Annotated in this window: 11 protein-coding genes; 4 read left to right on the forward strand and 7 right to left on the reverse strand. The window is 65.8% G+C overall.

What is annotated here, in order from left to right:
• The 3 genes from ACFU5M_RS32345 to abc-f all read right to left on the reverse strand — a co-directional run.
• A partial coding sequence (locus ACFU5M_RS32345; RefSeq protein WP_379055031.1) for a macrolide family glycosyltransferase occupies nucleotides 1–1,313 on the reverse strand: 1,313 nt, incomplete at its 3' end.
• Nucleotides 1,314–1,318: 5 nt separating this feature from the next.
• Entirely contained in the window at nucleotides 1,319–1,927 is a 609-nt protein-coding gene (locus ACFU5M_RS32350; RefSeq protein WP_379055050.1) for a CatB-related O-acetyltransferase, read from the reverse strand.
• Nucleotides 1,928–2,021: 94 nt separating this feature from the next.
• A complete protein-coding gene (gene abc-f, locus ACFU5M_RS32355; RefSeq protein ID WP_379055033.1) occupies nucleotides 2,022–3,629 on the reverse strand; it encodes a ribosomal protection-like ABC-F family protein in 1,608 nt (535 codons plus the stop codon).
• 157 nt (nucleotides 3,630–3,786) lie between these two features.
• On the opposite strand from abc-f, the gene ACFU5M_RS32360 reads away from it, so the two are divergent.
• Nucleotides 3,787–4,428 (forward strand): TetR/AcrR family transcriptional regulator, encoded by a 642-nt coding sequence (locus tag ACFU5M_RS32360; RefSeq protein ID WP_379055035.1) that lies wholly within the window; start codon nucleotides 3,787–3,789, stop codon nucleotides 4,426–4,428.
• A gap of 123 nt (nucleotides 4,429–4,551) precedes the next feature.
• Here ACFU5M_RS32360 and ACFU5M_RS32365 read toward each other — a convergent pair whose 3' ends face one another.
• The 3 genes from ACFU5M_RS32365 to ACFU5M_RS32375 form a co-directional block, all read right to left on the reverse strand.
• Nucleotides 4,552–5,826, reverse strand: a complete 1,275-nt coding sequence (locus tag ACFU5M_RS32365) for a cytochrome P450 (RefSeq protein WP_379055037.1) — start codon at nucleotides 5,824–5,826, stop codon at nucleotides 4,552–4,554.
• A 39-nt stretch (nucleotides 5,827–5,865) separates the two neighbouring features.
• Nucleotides 5,866–6,351: a MerR family transcriptional regulator gene (locus ACFU5M_RS32370; protein WP_195154055.1), complete on the reverse strand. Its 486-nt coding sequence runs from the start codon at nucleotides 6,349–6,351 to the stop codon at nucleotides 5,866–5,868.
• 374 nt (nucleotides 6,352–6,725) lie between these two features.
• Nucleotides 6,726–7,967, reverse strand: a complete 1,242-nt coding sequence (locus ACFU5M_RS32375; RefSeq protein ID WP_379055040.1) for a methyltransferase domain-containing protein — start codon at nucleotides 7,965–7,967, stop codon at nucleotides 6,726–6,728.
• Between the two features lie 256 nt (nucleotides 7,968–8,223).
• Between ACFU5M_RS32375 and ACFU5M_RS32380 the strand changes: the two genes are divergently transcribed.
• From ACFU5M_RS32380 to ACFU5M_RS32390, 3 genes are all read left to right on the forward strand, one after another.
• Nucleotides 8,224–9,375 carry a cytochrome P450 gene (locus tag ACFU5M_RS32380; protein ID WP_379055042.1) on the forward strand — a complete coding sequence of 384 codons (1,152 nt, stop codon included), beginning with the start codon at nucleotides 8,224–8,226 and terminating at the stop codon, nucleotides 9,373–9,375.
• A 265-nt stretch (nucleotides 9,376–9,640) separates the two neighbouring features.
• Nucleotides 9,641–11,134, forward strand: coding sequence for a choice-of-anchor P family protein (locus tag ACFU5M_RS32385; protein WP_379055044.1), 1,494 nt, complete (start codon nucleotides 9,641–9,643; stop codon nucleotides 11,132–11,134).
• 256 nt (nucleotides 11,135–11,390) lie between these two features.
• On the forward strand, nucleotides 11,391–11,582 hold the full coding sequence (locus ACFU5M_RS32390) for a hypothetical protein (protein ID WP_379055046.1): 192 nt from the start codon (nucleotides 11,391–11,393) through the stop codon (nucleotides 11,580–11,582).
• A gap of 146 nt (nucleotides 11,583–11,728) precedes the next feature.
• Here the strand turns inward: ACFU5M_RS32390 and ACFU5M_RS32395 are convergent, their stop codons facing one another.
• Nucleotides 11,729–12,379: a HEAT repeat domain-containing protein gene (locus ACFU5M_RS32395; protein WP_379055048.1), complete on the reverse strand. Its 651-nt coding sequence runs from the start codon at nucleotides 12,377–12,379 to the stop codon at nucleotides 11,729–11,731.
• Between the last annotated feature and the right edge of the window lie 701 nt (nucleotides 12,380–13,080).

Consider the following 13,080-nt stretch of genomic DNA (forward strand, 5'->3'; position numbering starts at 1 on the left):
GGGGTCGCGCCTGGACCGAAGTTGGGAACATTCACACCGAATTGCATGCCTGGGAGGTTATCCAGGCCGATGGCCGATTCCGAACAGGACCCTCGCGGAAAACGCTGCCGTGCCGGGGAATCCCCAGTACTCGACCGGAAAACCGAGATGTATTCGATGAGGTCGGCGGCCCTCATGGTGCCACCTTCGGCTCTGGCGGCGGCGCGCAGCTGCGCTGAGCGGCGCGCCATTTCCGGATCGGTGACCAGGTCGTTCAGAGCCTCCCGTAGGTTCTGGGCGGTGGCTTCCTGGGTGTCGATGCGGCGGGCCACACCCAGTTCGACGAGCCGGTCCGCGTTCATGAACTGCTCGGCGGCCTGCGGCACGGCGATCATCGGGACACCGGTCAACAGTCCTTCCCCGCACCCGCCCATACCGGCGTGGGTGACGAAGGCATCCGCCTGCTCCAGGATCGCACGCTGGGGGACCCAGGAGTGCACTTCGATATTGGAGGGGATGACGCCGAGTTCCTGTAAGTCGGTGTGCTTCCCGATTTGCAGTACAACGTGCCAGCCGGGCAGGTTGCCGTAGGCCCGCAGGCACTGGCGATAGAACTCCGGCTGGCGGGTGTAGGCCGAGCCCAGGGAGATCAGCAGAACCTTCTCCGCATCGGCGGGGCGGATCCAAGCCTCGTCTTCCTTACGGGTGTCGAAGCAGGGGCCGACGAATGTCACTGTGCCGGTGTCGACTCGGTCGGCCTGCGGTTGCATCGCCCGGGGTATCAACGCAAGGGCACGGTCGGGCAAGCCGGAGAAGACATCGACATCGGTGGTGGCCGCGCCGCAGTCGGCAAGCCACTGCGCGAACTTCGCCCGGTAGGCGTCGGCGCCCGGCAGTTGCCGGAGTTGTGCTGCCACATCTCTTTCGTAGCCTTTCCATGCCACGAACGTGGGCGACAGTTGAACCAGCGGGCGGCTCTGCGCCTCGGCGAGGGCCCTTGCGGCGTAGGCGCCGATGTCGTAGAGGTAGAGATCCGCGGGGTCGTGCTCGTAGGCCGCGCGCAGTTGCGGGAGCGCTTGAACGGCGTTGTCGAGGAACAGGTCCATCGCGGTGATGGGATCGTCGGGCCAGTTGTTGTCGGCGACCGGCAGGGTGGAGGTGCACGGGATCAGGTCGGCGCCGGTGTCGGTGATCAGGTCGGCTACGGCAGGGTCATTGGCATAGGTCACGCGATGGCCACGAGCCACCAGCTCACGGATGATCCCCAAGCTCGATAGCACATGGCTGACGATGGGGACGCCGACCATCGCGATATGGGCAGGGAGAGAGGGCATTTCACTCATTTCAGATCGCCGGCGGCGGCTTCGAGGTCGGCGATGCTGCCCGACATGATCGTCCGCACGTGTTCGGTGATGTGTTCCATGGGCCAGTCCCACCACGCCACCGCCAGCAGCCGGGCGATGTCCTCGTCGTTGTAGCGGGTTCGGATGAGGCGGGCGGGGTTGCCGCCGACGATGCCGTAGTCGGGTACGTCGTTGGTCACCACGGAGCCGGTGCTGATGATCGCGCCGTGGCCGATCCGCACGCCGGGCATCACTGTCGCGCCGTTGCCGAGCCAGGCGTCGTTGCCGACGACGGTGTCCCCTCGGCTCGGTAAGCCGGCGAGCAGGTCGAAGTGGTTCGACCACGAGCCACCCATGATGGGGAAGGGGAAGGTGGAGGGGCCGTCCATGCGGTGGTTGGCGCCGTTCATGATGAACCGCACTCCGGTGCCCAGGGCGCAGAACTTCCCGATGATCAGCTTCTCCGGCCCGTAGTGGTAGAGCACGTTGCGGGTTTCGAACGCGGTCGGATCGTCCGGATCGTCGTAGTAGGAGAACTCCCCGACCTCGATCAGAGGCGAGGCGACCAGCGACTTCAGCAGCACCACTCGCGGCTGTCCCGGCATGGGGTGCAGCACGGTCGGGTCGGCGGGAATTGGATCGGGACTGTCGGGCACGGCGAAACCCCTTCGGTGCGTGAGTGATCGGGTGACGGCGAGGTCAGACGGATGCCGACGGGCGCAGGTGGAGATGAGCACCGCGCCAGCGGGCGCGCAGCCGGCGGTCGTGGCTGACGATCACGAGCGCGCCACGGTACTCGGCCAGAGCGGTTTCCAACTCTTCGACCAGACCCGGTGACAGATGGTTGGTGGGCTCGTCGAGCAGCAGCACATCGACGGACTCGGTGACCAGCCGCGCCAAGGCGAGGCGCTGCCGCTGCCCGGTGGACAGATTCTCGACGCGCGACGTGAGCTGGGCACGGTGGAACAGGCCGAGTGACAGCAATCGTTCGGCGTGCTCGTCGGTTTCTCCGGTGCGACCGCGAGCGAAGGCTGCCAGCAGCGTTTGCCCGGGCTCGGCGGGAGGCGGCTCCTGGGCGAGGTAGCCGACCCTGCCGTAGTGTGTGGCAGTGCCGTTGTCCGGCGCGAGGCGACCTGCCAGTACCCGCAGCAGGGTGGTCTTGCCCGCACCGTTCGGTCCGGTGATCAGCAGCCGGTCACCCGCATGGACCGTGACGCTGGTCCGGTCGAGCCTGCCCGAGACAGCGATGCCGGTGGCGTCGAGCACGGTGCCTTGCACACCGCCGGCCAGCAGGGTGGGAACGAAACGCAACGGTTGCGGCGGCGGTGGCACCGGGTCCGCGAGTAGGCGGCGCAGCCGTTCCTCGGCATTGCGAATCCGGCTGGCCGATGACTGCTGTACCCGCCCGCCAGCCCGGTCGTAGGCCATTTTGTTGTTGTCCTTCATCGCCCGGCCCGGTGCGACGTGGCGGGCACTGGTGGCGGCTACCTCGCGGAGCCGGACGGTGTCGCTCTGCCAGTGCGCGTGCGCCTGCGTCCACCGCTGTCGCGCTGCCGCCTTATCGGCCAGAAACCCCGAGTAGCCGTTGCCGTAGCGGATGACCCGCCGCCGGTCCGCGTCGACCTCCAGCAGGCTGGTCGCGACCCGCTCGAGGAATGCCCGGTCGTGTGAAACCGTCACCGTCGTGCCGCGGCGGGTACGCAGATGATCTTCCAGCCAGGTCAGGGCGGCCTCATCGAGATGATTGGTCGGCTCGTCCAGCAACAGCACCTCGGTGCCCGCTGCCAGCACCGCGGCCAGGCGCAGCCGGACCTGCTCGCCGCCGGACAGCCCGGCGACCGCACGGTCGCGGTCCACCAGGCTCAAACCGAGGCCGTGCAGAGCCCGTTCCACCCGAGCGTCGGCGTCGTAGCCGCCGCGGAGCTCGAAAATGGTTGTCAGATCATCGTATTCGGCCATCCCGGACTCGTCGCCGTCAGTCATCGCGACCTCGAGGCGGCGCATCCGCTGTTCGATCGCCCGTAGTTCGGTCAGGGCCCGGTCGATGACCTCCTGCACAGTCAGGTGTGGCGCGAGTTGCTCGTCCTGAGCGAGGTAACCGATGTCGCCGTCGGCTTGGACGACGATTTCGCCATGATCGGGCTGCTCTCGCCCGGCGAACAGGCGCAGCAGGGTGGACTTGCCGGATCCGTTCTCGCCGATGATCCCGGTGCACTCACCCGCGGCGAGCGAACACGTCACCTCATCGAGAACCGGTTTGCCGTCGAAGGACTTGCTGACCGCGAGCGCGGTGATCTGGGTTGGCATATGCACACTCCGAAGCATTCGAGGACGACGCGGTCAGCGGGGACCGCAGGGCCGGGGGAACGCTTCGGGAGAACATCGGCACCTCAAATTAATACGACGACTGTCGCACTAAGGTATCGTGGCGACTCCATCCCGTCAAGCAATCGGACTATCCACCATGAGTTCCGCACCTCCTCCGGCTTCCGAGCCCGCACCGGGAGCCCGTCGCCCGGGTGGGCGAACCGCCCGCATCCGAGCCCAGGTGCTCGAAGCGGTCAGCGCGGAGCTGACCGAACACGGTTACGACGCGGTGAGCATCGAAGCCGTCGCCACCCGCTCGGGCGTGCACCGCGCCACGGTGTATCGCCGCTGGCACGACGTCGGCGGGCTGCTCGCCGACGTCTTCGACGCGGCGAGCCAGCAGCCGTGGCAACCCCGCGACACCGGCTGCCTGCGTGGGGATTTGGCGGCGCTCAATCACGAGATCCAGGATTCGCTGAGCGAGGAGTCCTCGATCGCGAGGGCGCTGATCGCGGTCTCGTTCCGATCCGACGAAGCTGCCCGAGCCCTTCGACGATTGTGGGAGGACCGATACACGCAGTCGGAGATCATCATTCAACGAGCGATCCAGCGCGGCGAACTACCGCCCGATGTCGACGCGCGCGCCCTGCTGATCGCCGCTACCGCACCGGTTTACCACCACTTAGTGCTGCTACGCACCCCACCCGACCCAGACCTACCCGACCACGCGGCCGTCACTGCCGCACTCGCCGCAGCCTCGGGCGCTTTCAACAACCCGCGTGCGGCGGGCGCCACCTGACCAAGAGATCCCCGCCTGCCTCGCCCCCTGACCTGCCGACCGCTGAAATCTCAGCGCCACCGGCCTCCCCACATCCAACAAGGCACTACTAGTCCAGGGCCCGTAATCCGCGCCCCTCCTGCGTCAGTAACCGCGGGTGGCGAGCCGAGGCAAAATCTTGGCGAAACGGACGACGAGCGCTTCCGGGCCGCGCAGGTTTACGTGGGGACGGTACGGCGGTGGGTCTTGGACCAGGATCGGGTTCACGACTCGCTCGGCGAAGCGCTGGAACGCCGCGGCCCCTTCCAAGCGCGCCAGTGGCGCGCCAAGGCAAAAGTGTGGACCGCCGCCGAAAGCCAGGTGGCGCGAATCCGGGCGTCCGGGATCGAAAAGGTTCGGTTCGATGAACACCGCCGGATCACGCTGGGCCGCGGCCAGTAGTAGGTTGACCATGGCGCCTCGAGGGACTGTGTGGCCACAAAGTTCGGTGTCCTCCTTCAACAACCGAGCTGTCAACTGCACTGGAGGATCGTGGCGCAGGGTCTCCTCCACAACGGCAGGGGCAAGTTCGGGACGCTCACGCAGATCGTTGAGCAGCTCGGGTTGCCGCAGCATGGCAAGAATTCCATTGGCAATAAGGTTTACCGTGGTCTCGTGCCCGGCTACCAGCAGCAGCACCACGGTGGAGATGAGCTCATCATGGCCGAGCACATCGCTCTCCTCCTCGGCTGCCAAGAGGTCGGAGATCAAGTCGTCGCCTGAGCTGCGGCGTCGCGTCGTGATCAAGTCATCGATATAGCGATGCAATTCGGTGAGGGCGGACAACCAGTCCGGCAGGCGGTCTGCTGGGGGCGGCTCCATGTCGAACCCGTCGACGAGCACGATCAAGCGGTCGGACCAACCGCGGAACAGCGGCTCGTCGGCGAGAGGGACACCTAGCATGTGACAGATCACCGTGGTCGGCAGCGGTCGGGCCAACTCGGCCACCACGTCCATGCTCGTCGTGCCCCGCTCGGCTACAGCGTCGAGCAGGTTGTCGGCGAGCTCGAAAACATAGGACTCGAACCGGGTCACCGACCTCGCTGTGAAGGATTTGGCGACCAGCCGGCGCAGGCGCGTGTGATCCGGTGGGTCCAGAGACAGGAACCAGGGCTGCAATACCGACGACGGCACGTCCGGCGCCAGCAGTTGTTCCCATCGCTTCCTGTCGTCGCCTTCACGCTCGGCGCTCAGCCGCGGATCACGCAGCAACGCCTCGCAATCAGAGAAACCGGCGACAACGAAGGCGGACAAGGGCTCCAGCCAGGCCGGCCCAGACTGCTGGATGCTGGCGTAGAGCGGGTAGGGGTCGTGCCGATTGGCCGGGTCGAGCAGCTTTCCCAAAGTGCCTGCCACTGCTTCGGCGCTGATGTCGTTCATGAACCGAGCATTGCGGTTGAACCCAACTTCAAGTCAACCTCATCGTGCCCGGCGCATTCGCCGTTCGGCCCGTCTCGCCGCCCTGGCTCGCGGTGTCCGCGCGACCATGGCCTCGATATGGCGTTGAATCAGCTCATCGAAGACCGGGCAGTCCACGAACGAGGGCCTGGGGCATTGCAACCCATGCTGAATGATCTCTTTGGCTCGCTCGGCGAAGGCGATCTGCTCGTCGAGTTCGGCCATTTTCGGTTCGGCCAGTTCTCGCCACTCCGGACGAGGCGTCCCTGTGCCGCTGTCCAACAAGGCGGCCACTTCGGTAATGGTGAACCCCGCCTGCTTCGCCATGTCGATCAGGGCCAGCCGGGCAAGGATATCGGCGGCATAGACCCGCTTCCCACCGCTGCGAGCCGAGGGCTCGATCAGTCCTTCCCGCTCGTAGAACCGCAGGGTCGAAGTAGGCAGGTTCACGGCCGCCGCAACCTCGCTGATCGTCAGGCTCTGCTGGACGACGGTCGGAACGGACATGATCGGACACTTCCTTTCGAACACCGCAGGGCCGCAGTGGAACTCACGTCGACCTCACCACAGACCCGAAGCCCGGCACAAGGTTTACAAAACAACCGATGGTGGCGATCGCAGCGGGCAGTCGGCACAACGACAGCTTTCTCTGCACCAGCGCTGTTCGGTCCTCGACGGCCGATTCGTTATGACAGGACACCTCGAAGCTGGGGCTTCGGCCGGAGATCCCTATCAGGGTGACCGCTGCGCGAAAACCGGTGGCATGTCGGCGAAGCCGGGCCAGTCGGGCGCTACGCCGGGGACGGTGTGCTGTGCGGTGACGACCATGCTTTCGCGGTGGGTCAGCCCAGGCTGCGAACAAGGTTGCCGCTGTGATGTTGTCATAGAATTCCTACTCGCATGTTGAGCGGCCAGGTGATTCGTCGTGTTGTCGTGGGTTCGCCCCACAGCTCGGCCAGATCGGCCGCGAACGTGTGCAGGACTTCGGATCTATCGGCGTCCTGGGCCCGGCGGACCGCCGACCACGTCGACAGGTAGCCCATGAACTCATCGAGGGTCCAATTCTTTTCGATCCGCACGACCGGCGCGGGATACTCGTCGAAGGGGAAGTCGATATCGGCGTACCCGCTGTCGACGAGTGCGCGTTCCGGTGGCCAGAACGGCCCGATCTCCTTGTGGTAGAAGCGCGTGAACCGTTCCTCGAGCTCGGGCTCGAGCCGCACCACCCCGTAGCTGATCAACGCGATTACCGCACCTTCGACCGCGATGCGCCGGACTTCGGCGTAGAACGTCGGCCGGTCGAACCAGTGCGCCGCTTGGGCTGCGGTGACCAGGGACGCGCTGCGACCGGGGATCGGTAGGCGCTCTGCGGAGGCGTGGAGATAGCGAACTCGTTCCCGCGAAGGCGCGTGCTCGATTTGTTCGGCGCTGGGGTCGACCCCGATCGTGGTGGCGAAGTAGGGGGCAAGCTGCGAGGTCAATTGTCCACTGCCGCAACCGACGTCGACGGCGAGAGCCGTGGACGGCGCCAGCGAGGCGAGAAACATCGACAGCCGAGCGGGGTACTCGGGGCGAAACTGCGCGTAGGCCCGGCCGTCACGGTCGAACCAATTCCGTCCCGGCGTCGCACCCGTCGAGAGCGGATCGTCCCGCTCGGTGCGCCGCCGCCGCGCCCGCTCGAGCCTGGCCGCGAAACCTGTGCGTTCGAGCGCGGCCGCAGCGTCCCCGAGGACCTGCCGCAGCGGGAATCCGATTTCGGACTCCAGTTCGGTTATTGCGGCAAAAGTGTTCTCCCAGTGCGGCTTCAGCTGTTCCACCAGCTCGCGGCCACCGGTGGTCAGCTGTATGCCACTCTTGCGGGCGTCCGGGAGTTGCTCGCGCACCACCAGCCCGTCGGCCACCATCAGCCCGATTGTCTGACTGATAGCCCCCTGCGTGACATGGCTGAACGCGGTGATCTCCGTAACTGTCTTCGCGCCGAGACTCATCGCCCGCAAGACCGGGGTGTACCGGGGCCGATACGACATCCCCAGCGAGTCATAGACCTCTCCGGCGCCTCTGTCGACCAATTCGCCGACGTAGCGCAAGAGTTCACCGAGTCCGGGCGCGGGTCTTACGATCACAGGCCAAGAATACATTAGCGCTAATGAACCTAGGGAGTGTCCTTCGTGGGGTACCGACTTCGGCGGTCCGCGACGCCAACCGAACTCGGCCGCCGGTGATCCGAGGCAAGCTCTTGTCATCCTGTATACGTATACATATGATTATAAAGGTCACCGCAGCGGGCGCACTGCTCCGAACACCCACTACCGCAAGGGAAATGGTTATGAGTGAATCCCTCCATACCATCACGACGCTACCGACGGAGCGCCAACCCGGGTGTCCGTTCGACCCACCGGCCGAGCTGATCGAGGCCCGCCGACACGGCCCGATCAGCCATTACACCTTCCCGGCGGCAAACCCGGCTGGCTGATCACCGGATATGACCTGACCAAATCGATCCTGGCCGACAAGCGGTTCAGCTCGCGCAAAGAGCTCCTGCTTCACCCCACCATCGACTACCCGGGCGTCGAGATCCCGCCCGCGCCGCCCGGCGAGTTCCTTCTCATGGACGAGCCGCAGCACGGCCGCTACCGGAAGCCGCTGGCGAGCAGATTCACCGCGCGGCGCATGCGGCTGCTCACCGAGCGCGTCGAGCAGGTCACCTCCGACCATCTCGACGCGATGGAGAAGGCCGGACCGCCAACGGATTTGGTGACGGCTTTCGCCAGGCCCATCCCCGCCATCATGATCTGCGAACTGCTGGGCGTGCCCTACGCGGACCGGGGCTCCTTCCAGGAAAACGTGGAATCGTTCATGAACGGCGAGACCAGCGACGAAGACCTGATAGCGGCAGTGACCGCGACCTACGACTACCTCACGGCGTTGGTTGCCGACAAGCGCGCGAACCCCACCGACGACGTGCTCAGCGACCTCACCGACACCGATCTGACCGATGAGGAACTGCGGGGGATGGCCCTGGTCCTGCTGGCGGCCGGCTTCGACACCACCGCGAACATGCTGGCGCTGGGCACCTTCGCGCTCCTGCGCCACCCGGATCAGCTCGCCGCGCTGCGCGCCGACCCCGGTCTCACCGACCAAGCCGTAGAGGAGTTGCTGCGCTATCTGAGCGTGGCAAAGACGTTCATGAGAACAGCGCTGGAAGACGTCGAGATCGCCGGCCAGACGATCAAGGCCGGACAGGTAGTCATCGCGTCCTACCACACCGCCAATCGCGACCCCGAGCGCTTCGCCGATCCCCACACGCTCGATATCCGCCGGCGCGCCGACGGGCATCTGGCCTTCGGTCACGGCGCCCACCTGTGCCTGGGCGCCCAACTCGCCCGCGTCGAAATGCGCGTCGCGTTCCCCGCGCTGCTCACCCGATTCCCCACGCTGCGCCTGGCCGTACCGGCCGAAGAGGTTGCCCTTCGTCCGGAAACCGCGGACATCTACGGGGTGAAGAGCCTCCCGGTCACCTGGGACGCGTAACCGCATCGGGCGGCGGCCCGATCAGCACGCTGTCCGACGCCGCGCCGACGACTCCTGCGCCCGCTCCGGCAGTTGCGCTTCCGTCCCCGCGCACACCGAAATGCCAACCGTGCGTTGGCCTGTCGGAGACGGCAAACCTGATCGTGCCGACCGCCGATATCGCCGCGGGCGCCGGAGGCGCCGCGTAGCCTGAAAGGCGATCAGCCAAATGCTCGCCAGCGCAGCGTGCTCGCGCACGAACCCGTCGACGGAGGGGGCATCTCGGATGTCTGACTCGACCCACAACCGCGAAGACCAGTCGGTTACATCTGTCATCGGCCGGGTTGTCAGATCAGACGACTACAACGACGATTCAGGTTCCAGATTGGAGACCAAGACCGACGGCGCTGACGTCGTCGCCATCTCCGCTGGGGGAACTGACCACGATCTGGCGCTGACCGCCGACGGCCAGATCATCGCGGCGGGCGACAAGAGGGTGTCCGAAATCCTGACCAAGACCGCCGGCAGGCGCATTGTCGCCATCTCTGCGGGATTTCGCCACGATCTGGCGCTGACCGCCGACGGTCTGGTCGTCGGCGCTGGCGACGACCAGAGCAAGCAGGTTTCCGGCATCGTGGCCGAGACCGAAGGCAAGCGCATCGTCGCCATCGCCGCGGGAGACGAAAAAAGCGTGGCGCTGACCGCCGAAGGCAGCGTCATCGCAGTCGGAGACGACTATTACAAGGATGTATCCGGAATCGTGGCCAAGACCGCAGGCAAGCGGATCGCCGCCATCGCCGCCGGCCCGATCACCAATTTGGCGCTGACCGCCGACGGCCAGGTGGTGGCCGCAGGCAAGGACGACTACAAGCAGGTTTCCGGCATCGTGGCCGAGACCGAAGGCAAGCGCATCGTCGCCATCGCCGCGGGAACGGACCACAGCCTGGCGTTGACGGCCGATGGCGACGTCATCGCCGCAGGCCGAGACGAGGGCGGTGAGGTTTCCGGCATCGTGACCAACACCAAGGGCAAGCGCATTGTGGCCATTGCCGCAGGAGACGGGTCGAGCATGGCGCTGACCGCCGGCGGTCATCTCGTCGCCGCGGGCCGGGGCTCCAGGCTGGTGGCCAAGACCGGCGGCAAACGTGTCACCGCCGTCTCTATCGCACCGCATCACAGTCTGGCGCTGGTTCAACAGGTGCCGGTGATGTCCGGGCATGCGGCGGTGGCAGACCTGCCGCAGGTCACGGCGCCGCACGAACTCGTCTCCTCCGACATCGGTCGATCGGCCGTCGCGGTCTCGCAACACACCACCGCTGCCCATGGCGAGCTGATCAATGGGCATGGTCAGTCTGTTCAGATATCGAGTGGCGCAAGCGAACTCCATGGCACCGTCAGCGGCGACAACCGCACCGTGCACGGGACAGTCACCGCGGCGACCGCACAGGCCGGAACCAATGCCCCGCTGGTGGTCGCGGCCACCGCCATGGACCTCGACGTCACCGTCACCGCAGCCCACGGCGGCACTGTCACCCCTGCTGTGCGCCTGACATTTCAAGAGCTTCAGATCAATGGCCAGGCACAGCCCACGACGCCGGCGCCCAACACGACCATCGCCCTCGACGGCGGCGCCAAGGTCGTACTCAACCGCCAGCAAGCTTCCAGGGACGGAATAGATGTCACCGCCATCGCCCTGTACGACAGCACTGGTGAGGTGATGCGCCTGGGGCACATCAGTGCCCACCTGCCCACTGACGACGTCCAGGCGACGTCGGAGTGATGATCCGGGATCCAGCTGCCGGGCCGGCCAGGATTTGATCGAGTTGGGGAAGCAGTCGGTCCCAGTGGCGCTGCAACGCGGCAGGGTTGAAGGCGTCGGTGTCGGGCATGGTGGATCCATGTACTGGGCATGCGTCGTATTCGTCCGTGCGCAGTTTGCGGTTCTCCCGTTTCCTGGGAAGGCTCTGAGCATGGTCCGGTAGGGCCAGGGAGGAGTCGGGAGACGATCCGGCGCAACGGCTGCCGGAGCGCAACGGATGCGCTCATGGACCGACCGCAAATCCGACTGGAACGCTGATCTGCTGGTCTTCGGTGACTTCAACCTCGACCGGGTCGGCGATCTTCTCTACGAAGCCTTCGTCTCGACCGGGCTGTGGCCACCCGCCGAACTCAACACCGTCCCCCGAACATTCTTCGACGACGACAACACCGCCCACTCCCTTCTATGACCAGATCGCGTGGTTCTCCGACTCCGTGCGAACACAAGCCCCGTGAGTGAGCCGTGCTCGGCAGTGGGCTGTCGCGCAGGGGCGCGGCGCGGCCGTTGCCGATTCGCTGATCCTGCGGCAGGGAACAAGTCCGCCGGTGGCAGCCGTCACTGTGTCGCCGCGTCGCGTACTTCGGAATCAGGGTCTGCGGCCAACCGCGCCAGCAGTCCGCGCGCCTGGCTGCCGCGGTACCGGCGTAAGGCCGATGCGAGAGCGCAACGGACTTCCGGGTTGGGGTGATCGATGAGGTGTGCGACGTCAACGACGTCGCCGCGACTCCTTCGGGCCAGCCCGTAGAGGGCGTCGATCAGATCATCGTCGTTGTCCGCCTCACGCAATCGGGCCAGCAGTTGCGGTTTGGTCAGCTCCGACTCGTCTGTGGCGAACCGCCGACGAAGGTCAGCGGCCTTGAATTCACCGCGCCTCAAACACGCCGGACACGCGCAGGGGCGCTGACCATGAGCGTTCGGGTGATACCGCCACCCCGCTACCTGACGCACAGGCCGGATCCGACGTAGTTCGACAGGTGCGATCGCGCGAGGCACCAGGATCTCATACCCCCGCGCATCCCCGGCCTGAAGAATGACTGAAACAGCCTCAGCAGCAGTCAATTCTGTCTGCGCTGCGCCGTAGTGTCCGACGAGTACCGGCTCGTTGTCGGGAATCCGGAAGTCCACCGCGACGATCAGCCGCTGTCCGCCGCGGCGCAATTCACGCAACCATTGATGCGACAGCACGTAGGACGGCATCACCGGCATACAGAACACCCCGCGACGGAAGCCGTTCGCCGCGATGCCCGCACGGCGGATTCGCCGCGCGTTCTTCTCCGGCGTCAGATGCACCATCAGGGCCATAGGACGAGCTTAGGTGTAAGAGGCCAGGACGTTGGCGACGCTGTCTGGAGCGCGTGATGCGGAGGCTTGCCGTCTGCGGCTCCGTGGGGTCGGTGCGCGGCGAAGGTCCCAGGCGGCATAGCCGCCGGCGGTCGATACCGCGTTCGCGATGAATCGGCGTGCCGCCGGGTGCGAAATCGGGCGCTTCCGCCAAGCCAGCGGCGATCCGAGATCTATGGAGGTAATCTCTTCGTTGCCAGGAACTTGCCAGGGTGCTGGTCAACTTGCGGCATGTGGGTGGGCCGGACCGCGAATAGGTCGAGGTGTCTGAAGAAGTCATCGGCTCCGCTTCCCCGGGCACCGCTGAGAGGAGTGAGGTGCCTGAAACCGACGTGCTCCTGGTATGTGCGAATGTGATGTTTGCCGTAGTCCGGGAGTGCTACCCGATAGCTGGCGGCGACAAGAGACGGGCCCAGTGATCCTCGAGTCGGTGGGCAGATGATGAACGCGCTGCGCTATCCCTCCGGTGGTATCCGGGGTAGGCGCAATCGCTGATTGCTGACGATCTGAACCCGGCCATCACCCGCTCGGGCAGCCACGACAGTTTGCGGAGCCTCCCACGAACG

This window comes from Nocardia sp. NPDC057455 (assembly GCF_042802775.1).
Classification (GTDB): domain Bacteria; phylum Actinomycetota; class Actinomycetes; order Mycobacteriales; family Mycobacteriaceae; genus Nocardia.